The sequence below is a fragment of the Sorangium sp. So ce124 genome (assembly GCF_051525235.1).
GTDB lineage: Bacteria > Myxococcota_A > Polyangia > Polyangiales > Polyangiaceae > Sorangium > Sorangium atrum.
Genome location: NZ_CP150312.1, coordinates 9691771 through 9709596 on the forward strand (window position 1 = coordinate 9691771; position 17826 = coordinate 9709596).

A 17826-nucleotide genomic window follows, 5' to 3' on the forward strand; every position below is an offset into this window, starting at 1 on the left:
CCATCGTGTGCTAGGTTGTCCGCGTGTGGGTACGCCGCGCAGCCATTCGCCCCGTCCCCTCGTACGCTCAGGTGCCGGCGCGCGTCCTGTCCGAGATCGAGGATCAGCTCGCCGAGGATGACGACGACTCGCGCAAGCAGCTCGACGACGCGTTCACGCGCTTCGAGCAGACGCAGCCTGCGCTCGCGGACCGGATCTCCTCGGTGCTCTCCGGCCCGCTCGACGAGACGGCGCTCGCCCTCGGCTATTTCCTGACGCTCGCGATCTGGCTCGCCTTCGACGAGCTGTTCGGTCAGGACCTCGACGAGGTCACCGAGACGGCGCTCACGGGCGTCGAGGAGTCGCTGAACCTGGACGAGCAGATCCGCCTCCACGATCCTGCCGAGGCGGTCGACTCGGACGACGTCATCGCGATGGAGCAGCCCGACGTCCTCGCCTTCGTGCAGGAGCACCTCGATGCGGCGCTCGAGGCGAACGCGCACGAGGTCGACGTCGACGACGTCCACGCGATCTACCGGGTGGTGCTGATCGAGGTCCTGGCGCTGAGCTACGCCGTCCGCCCGCCCTCGAACTGGGTAGCGCTGACGACCGAGTTCACCGCGTAACTTCCCGCCCGTCTCTAGACGACGCCGCTCTATCGTGCTGAGAAGGTGGCTAGGAAGGCTGGCATCTCGGCGCTGCGGCCGTCCTGGAGGAGGACGGTTCGGCGCGGGGCGTTGATCGCGTCGAGCACGGCGACGAGCTCGCGGAACGGCGTCTTGTCGTCGCTGTGGAGCACGGCTTGGTCGGCGCGGCGGTCGCTCGGCGCGCGGTGCTCGCCGCTCCGCTCCCACTCGCGCTGGATGGCCTCGCCGAGCTCTCTGTAACGGATCGCGGTGGCTCCCGCCCCGCCGATCTCGACAGGACGTTTGGGGACGCTCACCTCGCTCAGGACAGTCGCGCCCTGCTTCCACACGAGGTTGAACTGATCCTCGCCGATGTGGACATGCATCGTCCTGAGGGGCTCCTTCTGGCACTCCTCACCGCACCCCGCGGCGGCAGGCACCTCCGCGCTGGTCTTGAGCCGCGAGTTCGTGACCCACACCGCCGTGATCAGCAGGAAGGCGATGGTCACCATCAGCAGATCGATGAACGGAATCATGTTGATCTCGCTGTTTCTCGCCCGCCTCTCGCCACCTCCCACGTCGACGCCCGCCATGGCTGCCTCCTCGTGTGCTCGTGTTGTCGCGGCGCACTCGCCAGCTCCGCGGCCGCGCTGCGATAGGAGGACAGAGCGCGGCGCGCGCCGGATGTTCCTGGAAAGCACCATCATCCGCTCCCCCGCCACGGGTGAACCGCTCGCGCGGGTGGGCCGCGCCGGCGATCCCGACGAGCGCGACGGGCGCCCCCTCAGGCGGCCCACACTCCGCATCGTCCACTATTTCGGAGGCGCTTCGCTCCGCCCAGCCGCAGAAAGACGCAACGCGTCAACACAAAGCAGCCTCATCCTTGGACGCTCTGAACATGGACAGGGCGGACGAAAAGCTCGATTTTCTCGGCATAGGAGCAGAGGCAGGTGCCCGTCGCCACGGACGACAGGGCGTCGTGCCGTCCTCGGGCCAACGCAGCGTGCCGACCCTCGTGCGTCATGGCCGAGCTGTCCCTTGACAGACAATCCGTTATAACGGATGATGGACCTACGGGTTGGAGGTGAAGCGGATGCGCCCCCAGAGTGCTCAAGTGATCGACCTCGAGGAATACCGGCAGCAGCGGCGAGCGGCTCGGAACGAGCATGCTCCCGAGAGCGACAGGAAGACGTTGTCGGGCGGCGCATTGACCATGCAGGTCGCCCTCTGGTGGTTCCCGATGTGGACGTGGATGCCCGTCTGGCAGATGCGATGAAGACCGTCCGTCAGAACACGCCACGGAGCTCGCCTGGGCTCGTTTCCGGCGATGGGCTCGGCGCATCGTTGCCCGTGGAGGGCTACCAGAACGGCGTGCAAGCGTCCGCCGTATCGGCGGGGCGCCCTTCATCGCCCGCTGGACCGCGCTCGCAGCGCAGACCGGAGAGCGTCGCTGGCCCCGCGAGCTCGTACTCCAGCCGCGCAAACGGAGAGGGGCCGCAGCGGGACGTGGACGAGGCCTCTGGAGACGCCTGGGCCTACGAGATGGCCCCGCAGGACGCCTCCTCGGCGCTCACCGGCATCGTCGGGGCCAACCTGCGTCGCCTACGGACCAAGCGAGGGCTCTCCCTCGAGCGGCTGGCGAAGGCGTCTGGCGTGAGCCGGGCGATGCTCAGCCAGATCGAGCTCGGCCAGAGCACGCCGACGATCAACGTGCTCTGGAAGATCGCGCGGGCGCTCGGCGTGCCCTTCTCGGCGCTGATCAGCGACCAGTCGCTCGGCGGCACATCGCTCATCCTGGCCGCGCGCGCCAAGGTGTTGACGTCGCATGACGGCTCGTTCACGTCCCGCGCGCTGTTCCCGTTCGACGTGCCGAGGACCGTCGAATTCTACGAGATCACGCTCGCGCCCCTCGCCACGGAACACGCGGATCCTCACCCGCCGGGCACCGTGGAGAACCTCGTGGTGACCTCCGGAACGCTGGAGATGGTCGTCGGCGCCGAGCGGCATGTGCTTGCGACCGGCGACGCGATCATGTTCGACGCCGACGTGCCCCATCAGTACAGGAACCTGACCGATCAGCAGGTCATCCTGTACCTGGTGATGACGTACGTCGAGAAGACGGGCTGACAGGGGCGCTCGACAGCCCGGATCACCGAGGCGCCAGGACGCCGAGAGGAAAAGGACGTCTCCCGGCACTCCTCTTCTCCCTCCGGTGCCGCGAGGATTCCGTGTGTTCTGCGCTGCGCTCGGGAAACGCCGGCCGCGCCGACGCGCTCACCTGGATATGCTGGCGACGTTCGAGCCGGCGCCCATGTTGCTCGTGCCGCTCGCGCCGACGCCCATGCCCATGCCGGTGCTCATGCACATCATCATCGGCATGTTGCCGCACATCATCATCATCGGCATGCCCATTCCCATCATCTTCATCATGGCTTCACAGCGCTGGCGCAGCATGTCCATCCCCATGCCATCCATGGGAATCATCTTGCAGACCATACCCTCTTTATCCATCTCACAGGTCATCCGCGCCATGATCGGCATCTGACCCATCATTCCCATCATCTGCGGCATCATCATCTGGGGCATCATCCCCATCATCTGGGGCATCATCCCCATCATCTGCGGCATCATCCCCATCATCTGGGGCATCATCCCCATAGGCCCCATCATCGGCAGGCTCATCATCGGCATCATGGTGTTTCCCTCCGCGCTGCGCTGGTTTCGTTCGCGGTCCAGGCTAGGTGCTCGCGTAGGTAGGGGCAAGCAACGCCACCTGGCCGCGCCCCTTTTCCTCCGATGGAGCAGACAGGTCGCCGCCCCCGACGGATGCTGCGCCGGTTGAGCTCGATGCCCACGTGTGGTTGTGCTCGTTCGGACAGTCGATGACAGGTGGAGCTTCATGAACCGCGCGGCCTCACTCCGGGCAAAGGACATGGACGCCACGTCTCAGCCCCCGAGATACGCGGGTAGCTCCGCATACCGCTTCTGCCCGAGGACATGAATGTTCGGCGCGGTGCAGCGTCGCCCCTGGCCTGCCGGACGCGATGGCGGGCCGAGGCGAGGCCCACGGAATCGACCGCTGACCGACGCCGGCCAAGCATCACGCCGCGGCGTCGCGCGCCCGTCCGCGCTATCATCGCGCCGCCTCGTCCCGGGCAGCCTGGCCCCCGCCGCATGTCCCAGCCCCCTACCGCGCCCGCGTTCGCCGAGATGACCGTCGGCGCGCACCGCCTCGCGCTCCTCAAGGACGGCGCGCAGGCGTACCCGGCCATGCTCGAGGCCATCGCCCGCGCCCGGCGCACGATCTGCCTCGAGACGTACATCCTCCGGGGCGATCGCACCGGCCAGCGCTTCGCCGAGGCGCTCATGGAGCGGGCGGCGGCCGGCGTCGAGGTGAACGTCCTCTTCGACGCCTGGGGCTCTTCCGTCTCGTCGTCCTTCCTCGACGGGCTCCGCCGCGCCGGCGTCCGCCCCCTCGCCTTCCGCCCCCTCGATCTCTCCGCCCCCCTCGGGAAGGTCGCCCGCCGCGACCACCGCAAGGCGCTCATCGTCGACGGTGCGGTCGCCTTCACGGGCGGCCTCAACCTCTCCGACGACTACGCCGCTCCGGAGGATGGCGGCGCCGACTGGCGCGATACCCACCTCCGCATCGAGGGCCCCGCCGCCGCCGAGCTCCAGTACTTCTTCTTGCGCACGTGGCAGCGCACAGGCGGCGCCCCCATCGACGACGAGCGCTACGGCTACGCCGAGCGCAGGCCCGACCCGGCCGTGCAGATCATCAGCAACGACCTCCCCCGCCGGAGGCACCGCCACGGCATCCGCGAAGCCTACCGGCTCGCCATCGAGCGCGCCCGGCGCAGGATCTTCATCACCAACGCCTACTTCCTGCCGCCGCTCCGGATCATCCACGCGCTCTCCGCCGCGGCTCGCCGCGGCGTCGACGTCAGGATCATGGTCGCCGGCACCACCGACGTGCCCGCGGTCCTGCTCGCGTCGCGCGCGATCTACGGCCACCTCCTCGACGCCGGCGCGCGCATGTTCGAGTGGCGCGGCCGCGTCCTTCACGCGAAGACCGCGGTCATCGACGGCCTCTGGTCCACCGTCGGCTCCACCAACCTCGACAGCCAGTCGCTCCGCATGAACCTCGAGGTGAACGCCATCATCTCGCACCGCGGGTTCGCGGGCGCGATGGAGCGGATGTTCGCCGACGACCTCGCCCACTGCCGCGAGATCACCGTCGCGCGCTGGGCCCGGCGCCCGCTCTGGGAGCGCGCCGCCTCGTGGACGGCCTACCTCGCGCGCGACTGGCTCTGATCCCGCGCTGTCCGCCGCGCTCGGCCGGGGGTGCTACCGTTGCCGCATGTCCGATTTCCGCCGCTTCCGCGGCACCGAACGCTACCTCACGAGCGAGGCGCTCGAGGCCGCCGTCAACTGCGCGCTGGTGCTCGAGCGGCCGCTCCTCGTCAAGGGAGAGCCCGGCACCGGCAAGACGCTGCTCGCCGAGGCCATCGCTAGGAGCCTGTCGGCCGAGCTCATCACCTGGCACGTCAAGAGCACCACGCGGGCCCAGGACGGGCTCTACGTCTACGACACCGTGCAGCGGCTCTACGACGCGCGCTTCGGCGACGGCGATGTCCGCGACATCCGCCGGTACATCAAGCTCGGCCCGCTCGGCAGGGCGTTCAACGCCTCGGCGCGCGTCGTGCTCCTCATCGACGAGGTCGACAAGGCGGACCTCGAGTTCCCGAACGATCTCCTCCACGAGCTCGATCGGATGCGCTTCCGCGTCGCCGAGACCGGCGACGAGATCGCCGCGCGGGAGCGGCCCGTCGTGATCATCACCAGCAACAACGAGAAGGAGCTGCCGGACGCCTTCCTGCGCCGCTGCGTCTTCCACTTCATCGATTTCCCGGAGCCCGAGCTCATGCGGGAGATCATCCGCGTCCATCACCCCGATCTCGATCGGACGCTCGCCGACCAGGCGATGCAGGTCTTCTACGAGATCCGGAAGAACACACGGATCCGGAAGCGCCCCTCGACGAGCGAGCTCATCGACTGGATCGCCGTCCTGCGGAGGGCGGGCGTGGGTGAGGTGAAGCTCGACAAGGCGCTGCCGTTCCTCGGCGCGCTGCTCAAGAAGGAGCAGGACCTTGTCGCGCTGGCCGATCAGCTGGCGGGCGGCAGGCGGTTCCGGTCATAGCGATGTTCGTCGCGTTCCTCTACGAGCTCCGGGCCCGCAAGGTCCCTGTCGGCGCCCAGGAGGCCGTCGGCCTCGCGCGCGCGCTCGCCGCTGGCCTCCACGAGAGCTCGCTCGAAGGCTTCTACCACGTCGCGCGGGCCATGCTCGTCCACTCGGAGGCGCACCTCGACGACTTCGATCTGGCGTTCGCCGAGCACTTCCGCGGCGTGCACGTGGAGGCCAAGGCGGTCACGGAGGAGCTCCTCTCGTGGCTCCGGGATCCCATCAAGAGGCGCGCCCTCTCCGACGAGGAGAAGGCGATGATCGAGGAGCTCGATCTGGAAGAGGTGCTCCGGCGGTTCGAGGAGCGCCTCCGCGAGCAGCGCGAGCGCCACGACGGGGGGAGCCGGTGGATCGGGACCGGCGGCACCTCGCCGTTCGGCCGCGGCGGCTTCCATCCGAGCGGCATCCAGGTCGGCGGCCCCGCAGGCGGGCGCAGCGGCGCCGTGCAGAACGCCGACGCCCGCCGCTACCGCCCCTACCGAAGCGATCTCACGCTCGACGTGCGCCAGATCGAGGTGGCGCTGCGCAAGCTGCGCGCCTTCGCGCGCGAGGGCGGCGATCGCGAGCTCGACATCGAGGCGACCATCGACGCGACGGCCAGGAACGCGGGCGAGATCGAGATCGTCACGAGGCCCCCGCGCCGGCCGAACACGCGCGTGATCCTGATGATGGACGTGGGCGGCTCGATGGATCCCAGCGCCGCGCTCGTGTCGCAGCTCTTCAGCGCGGCGAAGCGCGCGACGCACTGGAAGGAGCTGAGGAGCTACTACTTCCACAACTGCGTCTACGAGAGGGTCTTCAGGACCGAGGGGCTCCTCGACCCGGTCCCGGTGCGCGAGCTCCTCCGCGAGTGCGGCAAGCACCACAAGCTCGTGATGGTCGGAGACGCCTCGATGGCGCCCTACGAGCTGCTCGGCTCGTCGGGCTCCGGCGGCGGCGCAGGCTCCTCGTTCGACCCCGACGCGCGGCTGCCCGGCGTCGCCTGGCTGATGATGCTCCGCGACCATTTCGATCGCGCCGTGTGGCTGAACCCGGATGGGATCGGCCCCTACTCCCACCCGACCGTCGACGCGATCAAGGGCATCTTCCCGATGTTCGCGCTCACGCTGGAGGGCCTGGGAGAGGCCATCGCCGAGCTCGTCCGCGGCCGCGGCCGCGCCTGATCCGTGCGGCGCGCGGGCCCGGGTCAACGGCCCGCGCGGCGGAACACCTCCGCCGTGGCCGACGCGACGAGGGCGCGGTCGAGCCAGCGGTCGAGCTCGCGCTCGCTCCTGCACGCCGAGATCTTCGCTGCGGCCGCCTTCGTGAGCCGCAATCCTCGCCGATCGAGGACACGCCTCAGCGCGTCGCGCTTGCCCTCGAGGATCCCCTCCTCGCGCCCCGCTTCACGGCCTTCCTCGCGCCCCTCTTCGCGACCTTCCTCGCGCCCCTCTTCGCGACCTTCCTCGCGCCCTGCATCGAGCACGGCGTCGAGATCCTCGTATCCACGCCGCTGGAGGAGGTTGGTCAGCGTGCTCTTCTCCGCCTCGCTTCGGTCATAGAGCGCCTCGACACGGACCGCGTTCTTCAGGATGCCCGGCGCGCTCAGCTGCTCCCCGGGGAGCGCGACGCGCACCTTCCGGTGCGGCTCGTGCACCTCGACCCGCCGTGGACCGATGAGGCGCACAACCCACAGGAGCTTCGTACCGGCCGCGAGCAGGTCGGCGATCTTCTCCTTCAACGCCGCCTCGTCCTGCCCCACGTCGGCGTACTCGATCGCGAGCTCCGGCACGCCCTTCACCCAGCCCGGCCTGTCGGGCACGTTCCCTACCGCGACGTCCGGCGCCAGGAGGGTGCCCGGATCTGGGGAGTACCCCGTGTCCACGCCCACCTCCGTGACCGCCGGGTCCCACCCGACGACCGAGCTGCCCAGGTGGTTCGGCCCCGAGGCGCGCCCCCCCGTGGGGGCGCAGTAGACGGGGTGGCCGTTCGACAGCTCGTACGGATCACCCGCGCGGAGGTGCTCCGCGCGAAAAGGGCCTCGCTCCGCTGTCCGGCGCTTGACCTGCATGAGAGGACGTTAGCACGTCGAGGTGGCGTCCCGGGAGCTCGCCACGCTCCGCGGCCGTCACGCGTTCGGCAACCACATGCGGAACGCCGCGCCCCCGCACCGGCCCGCCGTCGCGGTGATCTCGCCGCCGTGCGCCTCGACGATGACCCGGCTCAGCGCGAGGCCGAGGCCGGTCCCCTTCACCTTGGCGGTCACGAGCGGATCGAAGAGGTGGTCGGCCACGCACGGATGAACGCCGGGGCCGTTGTCCTCGACCTCGAGGTGCGTGCGCTCATCGCCCCTCCACGCCCGCGTGACGATCACGCCGCCGGCCCCCTCGTCGAACGCCTCGATCGCGTTGAGGTAGAGGTTCGAGAAGACGCGCTCGAGAAGGATCGGGTCGCACAGGAGCGTGAGGTCGGCCGGCGCGACGGCGACCTCGAACCGGACCGCCGTGCGCAACACCAGCGCGTGCCGCGCGCTCTCGATGAGCCGGCCGAGGTGCGCCGGCTCGCGCCGCAGCGGCTCGCCGCGCGCCAGCCCGAGGACGCTGCCGATGACCTCGTGCGCCTTGCGGATCTCGCACGTCACCCGATCGAGGTGGCGCAGCAGGCAAGGCCGATCGTCGAGATCGCGCTGCGCCAGGTAGAGCGACGACTCCGCGACCGCGAGGGCGTTGCGCAGCTCGTGCGCGACGCTCGCGCCGACCGCCCCCGCCGCCGCCAGGCGCGCGGCGCAGCACGCCGTCTCGTGACCCTCCTTCGCCATAAAGCAAAGCCCAGCGTAGCCGATCCACGAGCGATCGCCCGCGCGCGCTCCGCGCTTCGCGCTTCGCGTTCCGTTCGCCGCCGCCGCCGCCGCCGGGAGGATCTTTACGACGCGACCGTCCCGGGCTGGCTCACTCGGCGTCCGCGGCGACCGGGAGGGCGGGTGTTTGCTCCGGAGCCGACTTGACGCGGCGCGCCCGCTCGAGATCGAAGAGCGAGAAGCGCTCGCCCGCTGCGGAGCCCGCCGGCGAGGTGCGGCCGAACAGCTGAAGCCGCACGGCGCGGTGCGGCGGCGGCGTGATCGCGCCCGGCGCCTCTCCCGGCTCTCCCGCGATCACCGCCGCGACCTCGGACGACTTCACCGCACCCGAGCCGCGGATGTCGACCTCGACCTCGAGGGCGACGAGGTCGCCGACGAGCCCGGCGCGCGCGAGCGCCGAGTGGACCTCGGGCCCGCCGACCTCGGCCCGCACGAGGTACTGGCGCACGTCGACCATCTTGGCGAGCCGCTCGATCTCCCGGCGGATCGGGAGCGACGCGGCCGAGAGGGCGGCGCTGCAGCGGGCCGCGAGGAGCGCCTCCGCGTCGGCGCCGATCGCGGAGCGCGCGAAGGCGAGCGCGTAGCGCGCGCCGGCGATCAGCTTGCTCAGGGACGGGTCCTCCGGGCCGAGCTTGACGGCGCCGCGGAACACCAGCCCGCGCGGGCTCGCGGCCGACATCGCGGCGACGAGCGCGTCGAGCGCGGCGGGATCGAGATCGCGCTCGAGGCGGAGGTCGACGTACTCGTCGAGGCTGATCACGCCGAGCGAGAGCGCCGGCGAGAAGGTCATGTCGGGCTTCGGGTGGAAGCCCGCGGTGTAGGTCATCGGCGCGCCGACGCGCCGGAGCACGCGGGGCAGCTCGCGCACGACGTCGAGGTGGCCGAGCAGCGCCATCGGCCCGGCCTTCTCGAAGCGGAAGCGGTAGCGGAAGCCGCCGCGCCCCTTCGGCGCCGGCGCGATCCGCCGCGCGCGCTGGGGCGCCTCCCCCGCGGCGCGCGAGGGCTCCCTGTCGTCGCCGCTCGCCGGCTCCGCAGCGGGCGCGCTGACCCGCTCCGCTCCGCCATCGCTCGCCCGCTCCGCTCCGCCTCCGTTCGCCGGCTCGCCAGAGGGACCCGCGGCGGCCGCGGGCGGCGCGGCGCCTGCGTCGGTGAGCACCGGCAGCGAGCGCCGGTGGGCGCCGAGCCGATCGAGGAACGTGAGCCGCTCCTCGCGCATCTGCGTCATATCGCAGGCGACGCCGCAGTCGTAACAGACGAGCCGCCGCGTGTCGGCCTTGGCGTCGTCGAGGTTCGTGTGGTGGACGAACGCGCCGGCGACCTTGCCGCACGGCGGGCTCAGGCGGCTCTGGAGCGCCTTCCTGTACTCCTTCGAGAGAAAGCCCTCCTCGAGGCCGACGTCGATGTGATCCCAGGGCAGCCGCGCCGTCACGGGGAGGGTTCCGAGGTACTTCGCGCGGTCGACGCCGACGTGCGTGAACGCCTCCTCCCACACGGCGAGATCGAGCTGGTCCTCCCACGAATCGAAGCGGGCGCCGCGCCGCCAGGCCCGCTCGAGGACGTCGGCGAGGGGGCGGTCGCCGCGGGCGAAGATGCCCTCGAGGACGCTGGCGTGGGCCTCGTGGGTCTTCAGCGTGACGGCGCGATACGGCCGCACCGTGTCCTTGAGCAGCTGCTGCTTGCGCCCGACCTCGCCGAGCGTGTCCATCGCCGCCCACTGGAAGGGCGTGTGAGGCTTCGGCACGTGGGTCGAGACGCTGACGGTCACGTCGACCGGCTTGCCCTTGCCCGCCGCCCTCCGCCCGGCGCCGGCCGCGCGGGCGCCCGTCTCGACGATGCCGCGCACGTCCTCGTCGGTCTCGGTCGGCAGGCCGATCATGAAGTAGAGCTTCATCTTGCCCCAGCCCCGGCTGAACACGCGCTCGGCCGTCTCGAGGAGCTGCTCCTCCGTGACGTTCTTGTTCACGACGTCGCGCATCCGCTGGGTCCCCGCCTCCGGCGCGAAGGTGAGGCCCGTCGCGCGCACGCGCTTGAGCTCGTCGAGCAGGTCGGGCTCGAGCCCGTAGGCGCGCAGCGACGAGACGCCGAGCGAGATGCGCTCCGCGGTGAGGCGCTCGGTGACCTTCTTGATGAGCGGCGAGATGCACGAGACGTCGGCGGTCGACAGCGCCGTGAGCGAGACCTCGTCCTGGCCGGACCTCTGCACCGCGCGCATCACGGTGTCGACGATCTGCTCGGGATCGCGCTCGCGGACGGGTCGGTAGATCATGCCGGCCTGGCAGAAGCGGCACCCCTCGGTGCAGCCGCGGGCGATCTCGATCGACATGCGGTCGAAGATGGCCTCGGGCCCGCCGGTGGGGCTCTCGTCGGGGAACGGGTACTGGTTCAGATCGACGAGGGCGCGCTCGATCGGGAAAGGGATCCCGGAGGCGAGCGGGCGGTCCACGACCTCGAAGCCGGTGTCGGGATCGAGCCGGGTCGCGTAGAGCGAGGGCACGTAGACGGCGCCGAGGCGCGCGATCGCGACGAGCCGCTCGCGCCGCGGCACGCCCTCGCGCTTGAGCCGCGCCCACGTGAGGGCGACCTCGGTCGCCTTCTCCTCGCCGTCGCCGATGACGAGGGCGTCGAGGAAGGGGGCGATCGGCTCGGGGTGGGTCGCCGTCGGGCCGCCCGCGATCACGATCGGGTCGTCCTCGCCGCGGTCCGCCGCGCGCAGCGGGATGCCGCCGAGGTGCAGCATCGTGAGGATGTTGGAGTACGTGAGCTCGAACTGGAGGGAGAAGCCCACGACGTCGAAGTCCCTGAGCGGGCGCGCGGACTCGAGGGACACGAGCGGCAGCCCGCGCTTCACGAGCTGGGCCTCCATGTCGACCCAGGGCGTATAACAGCGCTCGGCCAGCGTGCGCGGGTCGTCGTTCAGGAGCTTGTAGAGGATCTTGAAGCCGAGGTGGCTCATCCCGATGTCGTAGACATCCGGGAATGCCAGGCAGACGCGCGCCTCGACCGACGCCCAGTCCTTCACGACCGAGCCGACCTCGCCGCCCGCGTAGCGCGCGGGCTTCTCGACCTGATCGAGGAAGGAGGCGTACGGGTGATCGGCGAGCAGGGGGAGGCTGTCCATGGCGCTTCGGCGCGTAGCATGGCCGGCCGGCGCCGGCACCCGCGGCCCGCTCGAGCCGGCTCGATCCGCCGTCCGGGGCCGCAGGCCGGAGCGGCGCGGCGGTCTCCTTGGGCTATGCTCACGACGTGCGCGAGCGTGATGCCCATCATGTGGAGCTCGACCGGGCGCGGCACGTCGAGTACCGGGACCCCAGCGAGTTCGACCGGATCGCCTTTGCCATGCGCACGCTGGACCGCCTCCGGCCGAAGCGGATGACGGTGGCCGTCTACCCCGCGCTCGCCGCGATGCGCGTCGAGCGCGGGAGCAACTTGCATCGCGGCGAGGGCGGCTCGTGGGCGATCGTCGGCATCCCGCCGCACGCGAGCCGCGAGCACATCGCGTACGCCCTCGCCGAGCTCGCGGGCGTCGAGTCGGTGCCCTACGCCGTACAGAGCCTCCTCGCCGCCGACAGGAACACCGACGCCTAGGCGCGCGCGCCGTAGCGTTGGAGCGCCGGAGCGCCGCTGCACGGACATCGCCTCCGTCCCGAGATCGGCCGCGCGCGGCGGCGGGGCGGATGGTATTGCGCCCCGCACGAGGGAGAGCGACGCTGCGCCCGTGCCTGCTCCGATCCGGCAACACATCGCGCGCCACCGCGCGGCGAAGGCGGTGTGGAGCGTCATCATCAGCCTGGATCGCCACAACGGGCCGCGGGCCGCGAGCGCGATGGCCTTCGATGCGTTCCTCAGCCTGATCCCGCTCGCCGCCTTCGCCGGCTATGTGCTCAGCCGGATCCACCAGTGGTCGGATGTGGTGGTGCGGCCCATCCTGCAGGCGGCGCCCCCGGACGTCGCGAAGCTCGTCTCGGAGGAGCTCATCCGGCTCTCGCAGTCGTCGGCGGTCGCGCCGATCAGCATCACCGGCTTCCTCTGGATCACGTCCTCCGGGCTCTCGACCGCCATGGGCGTGTTCGACACGATCTACAACACGCGCGAGCGCCCCTGGTATGTGCGCAGGGCGATCGCGGCGGCGTGCGTGATGGCCAGCCTGGCCGTGGTGCCCGTGGTCGCAGGCGTCGGCGTGCTGATCGGCACGCTCTCCGGATCGATCGGCGCCCGCATCGTCGCCTTCGCCCTCCCCGGGGGCCTCGTCATCTGCATGGTCGCCGCCTTCTTCAGGATCTCGATCCAGCGCCCGAACATCGAGCGACGCCGGATCTTCCCGGGCGCGGTGCTCACGGTGGTGCTCTGGTCCGCCGTGTCGACCCTCTTCTCGCTCTACGTGGCCACGCTCGGCCGCTACGCCACGTTCTACGGGAGCCTCGCGACCGTCGCGATCTTCCTGTTCTGGCTGTGGCTCCTGGCGCTGGCGCTGCTCATCGGAGGCGAGCTGAACGCGCGCCTGGAGCGGGAGCGCGCCGGCGTGACGTCGATCCCGCCCCCCGGCAAGTGGAGCGCGCTCGCGCTCTCCGACCTGCCCGAGCTCTCCGACCTGCACCAGGGCGTCACGCCGCCGCCCCAGAGCGCCACGCCGCTGCCCCTGAGCACCCCCCTCCCCCAGGGCGCGGCGCTCCCCCGCGGGGCCGCGGCGCGGCTCGGCGACGCCCAGGGCGCGGGCGGCGCGGACGAGGACGAAGCGCGCGGCGCGCCGAGCTCGCCGCGCGAGCACCAAGCCGCGGGGTAGGCCGAAGCGGCGGAAGGCCGACGCCCCCGGCGGCCGCGCGCTGAAGGACGGACGGTCGACGCGCGACGGTTCGGCTCGGCACGGGCGGTGAAAGCGCCTTCGCTCGTCCGCCACTCGGCGCTCACTCGGCGCGCATTCGCACGGTGGGTGCGCGCAACTCGCGCAGGGGCATGTCGAGGGCGGGCGTGAGGGGGAGCAGTCGAGCGTGCACGCGCACTACGGAGCGGGGGGTGACGGGGGCGGCAACCGACGCGCCGCGCCTTTGCCGGGCGACGCCGGGCTGTACTTTCTGGGGGCGCTGCACGAGCTCGTCGCCGTCGGCCTGCACCGCCCAGCGCTCGAGGCGCTGTGCGCAGGGCAGCGCGACCTCGCGGAGCCGCCCATCGACCGCGCCTACCTGCTCAAGATCCTCGACGAGGAGATCTGCCGGCAGTTCGGGCATCCGCTCCGGCCGCTCATCGAGCTCGTGCTCAACGCGGCCGACGCGGCCCGCGCGCCGCAGCCCGTCGTCGACGTCGCCGTCACCGACGGGCGCGTCGAGGTCAGCGACGCCGGCGCCGGCATGGGGCTCCGGGCAATCCTCTCACGGCTGCTCATCCCGTTCGCGACGGACAAGCGGCCAGGGATCGATCTCGGCCGGTTCGGGGTCGGGTTCTTTTCCGTGCTCGGGCTGGGGCTCTCGGATCCGGAGAGCTTCAGCCTGCACCTCACCACCGGCGACGGCGTCGAGGGCTGGGCGATCCGCGTCGTCGCCTGGCCCAGCGCGGGCGACGCGAGCAGCGCGCCTGCGGCCGCCTCGGAGGAGCTCGGGCAAGCCCGCGGCCGCGCGGCGCCCGAGCTCACCGCCGCCCTGATGTGCTCGGTGCGCCGGATCGCGCCGCTGCTCGGGACGCGCGTGCGCGTCACCTCGGCGCTGCTCGAGACCGCCACGGTCCGCGCTTACCTGCGCGACGCGCTCCACTTCTTCCCCGCGAGCCGCGCCCTCGTGCTGCTCGACGGCGCGGCCGTGAACGACGGCCGGCTGATCTCCGGCGGGCAGCTCATCCAGGAGCGGGTCGCTGTCGCGCCGCAGCCCCCCGGCGCGGCCGCGCTGGAGTCGCGGCCCCACCTCGAGGCGGAGCGCGACGACGCGCTCCTCGCGCGGTTCCACGTCGGCGGGCGAGGGCTGCTCCCGAGCATCTCGGCGGCCACCTTCCATGCCGGGGTCAAGGTCGACGCCTGCCTCGCCCTCGCCGAGCTCGCGCTCATCGATTTCCCGGCCGCCGTGGAGCTCACCGAGGGGCGGGACGCGCTCAAGGTCGGGCCCGAGTTCACCGCTGTCGCGACGGCGTTCTACCGGCGCCTCATCGAGCTCGCCGCGGCGAGCGGCGAGGGCCGTCGCACGCGCGACAGGCTCGCCGAGATGGCCGCCCAGATCAGCGCGCTCATGCTGCAATCCGCGGGCTGGGACGAGGTCGCCCTCGATCTCGCGCGCGCCCTGCTCGGCCCCGGGCGCTGCATGGTGACCCCCGAGCGGCGCGAGGCGCTGCTCGGGTTCCTCGGGCCGAGCGTGGCCGAGCGGCTGTTCGTGCCGGAGAGCTTCTGGGCGGAGCGCGAGTGGCAGCCTCACCTGCCCGGCGAGCGCGAGCTGCTCGAGGACGAGCTCGAGATCGACGCGCCGGAGACGCTCTCGGCCCTGGCGCGGCGCCGCGGCGACCTCGGGGGGCTGCTGCTGCTCGTCGCGCGGGCGACGAGCCCGCACACGACGATGGTCGCCCTCTGCCGGAGCCGGCTCCAGCCGGATCGCGGCGCGGGCGCGGCGGCGCGCCGGGCGCCGGGCGCGCCGCCGCTCCCCGACGCGCCGGGGCGGCGGCCGGCCGGGCCGCTGCCGTGCCTCGGCACGCGCCGGCTCCTGCTCATCCGCGACGACAGCGCGGCGGTGCGGCGCCCCTCGGGCTGGAGCGACTGGTACGCGCTGCGGGCCGCCTTCGACCGGGCCTCCGGGGTGCGCGAGGCCGATCTCGAGCGCGATCTCATCGTCGGCGAACCCGTGGACGGGACGGCCTTCGCGGCGCCCCGGCCCGGCGAAAGGACGTCTGGAGGCGAGCCATGAGCCAGATCTCGTACGGGCTTTTCTCGGAGCTCTTGCTCGTGCGGATCCACGGGCGCGCCGAGGCCTACCTGCAGGCGAGCAGCGCGGAGCGCCTCGCGCTCGTCGCCGCCTGCCGCGGCGAGGCCACGGTGCCCGACCTCGCGCAGCGCATCCTCTCGCGCACCATCTACGCGCAGGCGTCGTCGCGCATCGGCCCGCTCCGCGAGCTGCTCCAGAACGCGCTCGACGCGTCGCCGCCGGGCGCCCGCATCGACGTCCGCTCGTCCGAGGACGGGCGCGAGATCTCGGTCACCGATCAAGGCCGCGGCATGGGCCGGACCGAGCTCCTCGCCGACCTGCTCGTGCCCTTCCGGAGCGGCAAGGCGGGCGAGCCCGACGCGATCGGCGAGCACGGGATAGGCTTCTTCTCCGTGCTCGAGATCGCGCCGTGGATCGAGGTGGTCACGGCGACGCCCTCGGGCGGGCACCGGCTGCTCGTCGCGCCGCTCGGCGGGGGGCCGCCCTACGAGGACTTCTCGTGGACGCTCCTGTCCTTGCCCCGCCCCTCGCCCGCGCCGTACGCGGACGGCGGCCGCGCGGGCGCCCCCGCGTCGCCGCGCGCCTCCGAGCCGCCGCGCCGCCCGACGACGGGCACCTCGGTGAGGCTGTCGCTCGCGCAGCCGATCTCGCGGCCGGCGCTCGCCGCGGAGGTCACCGCGGCGGTGGGGCTGGTCGACGCGGCCGTCGCGCGGATCTACGTGGACGGCGCGCTCGTCAACACGGCGCGCGGGCGCCTCCGCCGCGCCGCGGAGGTGCCGCTCCGGCTCCCGCCGTCGGGCGAGCTCTGCGGCGCGGTCGAGCTGCTCGTCGGCCGGGGCGAGGGCATCGAGCCGCAGCTCACGATCACCCAGAAGGGGCTCACAGTGGCGACGCGGATCGATCCCTTCCCCGGCCCCGAGCTCGGGCTTCACCGCGAGCTCGCGCGGGCGATCACGGCGGCGGGCTTCGGCCTGGTCGCGGAGCTGCCGCTCGGCGTGCCGCTCAACAAGGGCCGCTCCGCGGTCGCGGCCACCGCGTCCACGGCGGTCGAGGCGGCGCTCATCGCTGCCTTCGAGCGGTTCGTCCTGCGCGACGCCCTGTACGACCGCGAGCTCCTTCGCGCTGTCGATCACCGCCTCTCCTCGGTCCTCGACCGGCTCCTCCACGCGGCGCTGCTCGGCGAGAGCATCACGATCGCGTCCGCGCAGGCGGTGGACGAGCTCGATCCGGTCGCGCGCACCCCCACGGTGGCGGCGCCCGAGCACGTCATCCGCTTCGCGAGCGGTCTGCTCGACGCGCCCCTCTTCCGGTCGATCGTGGTGGACGCCGGCCAGCGGCCCTCGGGGGCGGCGCTGTCCCCGCCCGGCCAGGTCCACTACCGGAGCGCGCCGCTGACGCTGCGCGAGCTGCTCCAGGCGCACCGGACCGGCGCGCTCCGCCCGCTAGAGGCCGCGCCGTCGCTGTCGTCGAGCCAGGTCCGCAGCACCGCCCGCTGGCCGCTCGGCGCCTCCGGTCCGGGGCCGGAGGTCGCCGTGGGGCGGGAGGCGCCCGGCGTGCGGCCCGGGGAGCTCGTGTACCTCGCGCTCGACGAGCCGCTCGCGCAGGCGTTCTGGCGGCGCCTCGCGAGCGAGGGCGCGGCGTCGCAGCCCCTCCAGGCCGCCGCCGGGGCGCCGCCGCGGGCGCCGAGCGCCGCCCCGTGCCCGATGCCCCGCACCTCGCGCGAGGCGCTCCTCAAGACCGCGATCGACGTGCCCGGCGTCCGCGCCGTGGCCGCGGCGATGACGATCATCGAGCGGCTCGACGCGGCGATCTCCGAGTCCACGGACCTGCCGGCGTCGCCGATCTGGGTGCACCAGGACCTCTACGGCCCCGACGAGATGGCGCACACCGACGGGAGCGGGATCAGCGTGAACCTCGCGTCGGCGCGGGTGCGGGCGCTGCTCACCGCGGTGCTCCTGCGCGACGACGCGGTCGCCTTCACGGCGCTGGCGGATCTCCTGCTCCACGAGAAGACGCACGTCTCGCTGGCGAGCTACGTCCCGCGCCCGACGGCCGAGCACGGCACGAGCTTCTACCGCCGCAAGGACTGGATGCGCCGCCGCCTGCTCGCGGCGATCGCGAGCGGCGCGGTCGCCGACCCGATGCGCTGGCTCGCGGTGGCGCGCCGGGGGCTCGCGAGCGCGGCGCTGCCGGCGCCGTCGGAGCTCTCGCAGGCGTTCCTGGCGGCGGCCGCTGCCGCGTGAGGCGCGCTCG

14 protein-coding genes are annotated in these 17826 nt (G+C 72.4%); 9 read left to right on the forward strand and 5 right to left on the reverse strand.

Annotation, left to right across the window (positions count from 1 at the left end):
* The first annotated feature begins 23 nt into the window (after positions 1-23).
* Positions 24-605 carry a hypothetical protein gene (locus WMF19_RS36510; protein ID WP_012239127.1) on the forward strand — a complete coding sequence of 194 codons (582 nt, stop codon included), beginning with the start codon at positions 24-26 and terminating at the stop codon, positions 603-605.
* A gap of 29 nt (positions 606-634) precedes the next feature.
* On the opposite strand, the gene WMF19_RS36515 is transcribed toward WMF19_RS36510, so the two are convergent.
* Complete coding sequence (locus WMF19_RS36515) at positions 635-1198, reverse strand: ExbD/TolR family protein (protein WP_437894586.1); 564 nt, start codon at positions 1196-1198, stop codon at positions 635-637.
* Positions 1199-2111: 913 nt separating this feature from the next.
* On the opposite strand from WMF19_RS36515, the gene WMF19_RS36520 reads away from it, so the two are divergent.
* Positions 2112-2732, forward strand: a complete 621-nt coding sequence (locus WMF19_RS36520; RefSeq protein WP_308738114.1) for a helix-turn-helix domain-containing protein — start codon at positions 2112-2114, stop codon at positions 2730-2732.
* Positions 2733-2879: 147 nt separating this feature from the next.
* On the opposite strand, the gene WMF19_RS36525 is transcribed toward WMF19_RS36520, so the two are convergent.
* Complete coding sequence (locus tag WMF19_RS36525; RefSeq protein ID WP_437894587.1) at positions 2880-3299, reverse strand: hypothetical protein; 420 nt, start codon at positions 3297-3299, stop codon at positions 2880-2882.
* A gap of 480 nt (positions 3300-3779) precedes the next feature.
* Between WMF19_RS36525 and WMF19_RS36530 the strand changes: the two genes are divergently transcribed.
* The 3 genes from WMF19_RS36530 to WMF19_RS36540 are packed head-to-tail and all read left to right on the forward strand — an operon-like array spanning position 3780 to position 7010.
* Positions 3780-4919: a phospholipase D-like domain-containing protein gene (locus WMF19_RS36530; RefSeq protein ID WP_437324375.1), complete on the forward strand. Its 1140-nt coding sequence runs from the start codon at positions 3780-3782 to the stop codon at positions 4917-4919.
* A 46-nt stretch (positions 4920-4965) separates the two neighbouring features.
* Positions 4966-5805 (forward strand): AAA family ATPase, encoded by an 840-nt coding sequence (locus tag WMF19_RS36535; protein ID WP_437894588.1) that lies wholly within the window; start codon positions 4966-4968, stop codon positions 5803-5805.
* A 2-nt stretch (positions 5806-5807) separates the two neighbouring features.
* A complete protein-coding gene (locus WMF19_RS36540; protein ID WP_437894589.1) occupies positions 5808-7010 on the forward strand; it encodes a vWA domain-containing protein in 1203 nt (400 codons plus the stop codon).
* A gap of 23 nt (positions 7011-7033) precedes the next feature.
* Here the strand turns inward: WMF19_RS36540 and WMF19_RS36545 are convergent, their stop codons facing one another.
* From WMF19_RS36545 to WMF19_RS36555, 3 genes are all read right to left on the reverse strand, one after another.
* Entirely contained in the window at positions 7034-7897 is an 864-nt protein-coding gene (locus WMF19_RS36545; RefSeq protein WP_437894590.1) for a Uma2 family endonuclease, read from the reverse strand.
* Positions 7898-7954: 57 nt separating this feature from the next.
* On the reverse strand, positions 7955-8644 hold the full coding sequence (locus WMF19_RS36550) for a sensor histidine kinase (protein WP_437324378.1): 690 nt from the start codon (positions 8642-8644) through the stop codon (positions 7955-7957).
* Positions 8645-8774: 130 nt separating this feature from the next.
* A complete protein-coding gene (locus WMF19_RS36555; protein ID WP_437894591.1) occupies positions 8775-11801 on the reverse strand; it encodes a TIGR03960 family B12-binding radical SAM protein in 3027 nt (1008 codons plus the stop codon).
* 125 nt (positions 11802-11926) lie between these two features.
* Here WMF19_RS36555 and WMF19_RS36560 point away from each other — a divergent pair, with 125 nt between their 5' ends.
* The 4 genes from WMF19_RS36560 (at position 11927) to WMF19_RS36575 (ending at position 17816) form a co-directional block, all read left to right on the forward strand.
* Positions 11927-12268, forward strand: a complete 342-nt coding sequence (locus WMF19_RS36560) for a hypothetical protein (RefSeq protein ID WP_272095461.1) — start codon at positions 11927-11929, stop codon at positions 12266-12268.
* 130 nt (positions 12269-12398) lie between these two features.
* The gene (locus tag WMF19_RS36565) at positions 12399-13463 is read left to right on the forward strand and encodes a YihY/virulence factor BrkB family protein (RefSeq protein ID WP_437894592.1); all 1065 of its coding nucleotides are present in this window, start codon (positions 12399-12401) and stop codon (positions 13461-13463) included.
* Between the two features lie 205 nt (positions 13464-13668).
* Positions 13669-15555: an ATP-binding protein gene (locus WMF19_RS36570; RefSeq protein WP_437894593.1), complete on the forward strand. Its 1887-nt coding sequence runs from the start codon at positions 13669-13671 to the stop codon at positions 15553-15555.
* The gene (locus WMF19_RS36575; RefSeq protein ID WP_437894594.1) at positions 15552-17816 is read left to right on the forward strand and encodes an ATP-binding protein; all 2265 of its coding nucleotides are present in this window, start codon (positions 15552-15554) and stop codon (positions 17814-17816) included. The genes WMF19_RS36570 and WMF19_RS36575 overlap by 4 nt, the downstream gene beginning before the upstream one ends.
* The last annotated feature ends 10 nt before the right edge of the window (positions 17817-17826 follow it).

What these genes read in the sequence shown, in the direction of transcription:
- WMF19_RS36525 (WP_437894587.1), bottom strand. Translation starts at nt 3,299, where the DNA reads ATGATGCCGATGATGAGCCTGCCGATGATGGGGCCTATGGGGATGATG.
- WMF19_RS36540 (WP_437894589.1), top strand. Translation starts at nt 5,808, where the DNA reads ATGTTCGTCGCGTTCCTCTACGAGCTCCGGGCCCGCAAGGTCCCTGTC.
- WMF19_RS36575 (WP_437894594.1), top strand. Translation starts at nt 15,552, where the DNA reads ATGAGCCAGATCTCGTACGGGCTTTTCTCGGAGCTCTTGCTCGTGCGG.
- WMF19_RS36530 (WP_437324375.1), top strand. Translation starts at nt 3,780, where the DNA reads ATGTCCCAGCCCCCTACCGCGCCCGCGTTCGCCGAGATGACCGTCGGC.
- WMF19_RS36555 (WP_437894591.1), bottom strand. Translation starts at nt 11,801, where the DNA reads ATGGACAGCCTCCCCCTGCTCGCCGATCACCCGTACGCCTCCTTCCTC.
- WMF19_RS36550 (WP_437324378.1), bottom strand. Translation starts at nt 8,644, where the DNA reads ATGGCGAAGGAGGGTCACGAGACGGCGTGCTGCGCCGCGCGCCTGGCG.
- WMF19_RS36545 (WP_437894590.1), bottom strand. Translation starts at nt 7,897, where the DNA reads ATGCAGGTCAAGCGCCGGACAGCGGAGCGAGGCCCTTTTCGCGCGGAG.
- WMF19_RS36515 (WP_437894586.1), bottom strand. Translation starts at nt 1,198, where the DNA reads ATGGCGGGCGTCGACGTGGGAGGTGGCGAGAGGCGGGCGAGAAACAGC.
- WMF19_RS36535 (WP_437894588.1), top strand. Translation starts at nt 4,966, where the DNA reads ATGTCCGATTTCCGCCGCTTCCGCGGCACCGAACGCTACCTCACGAGC.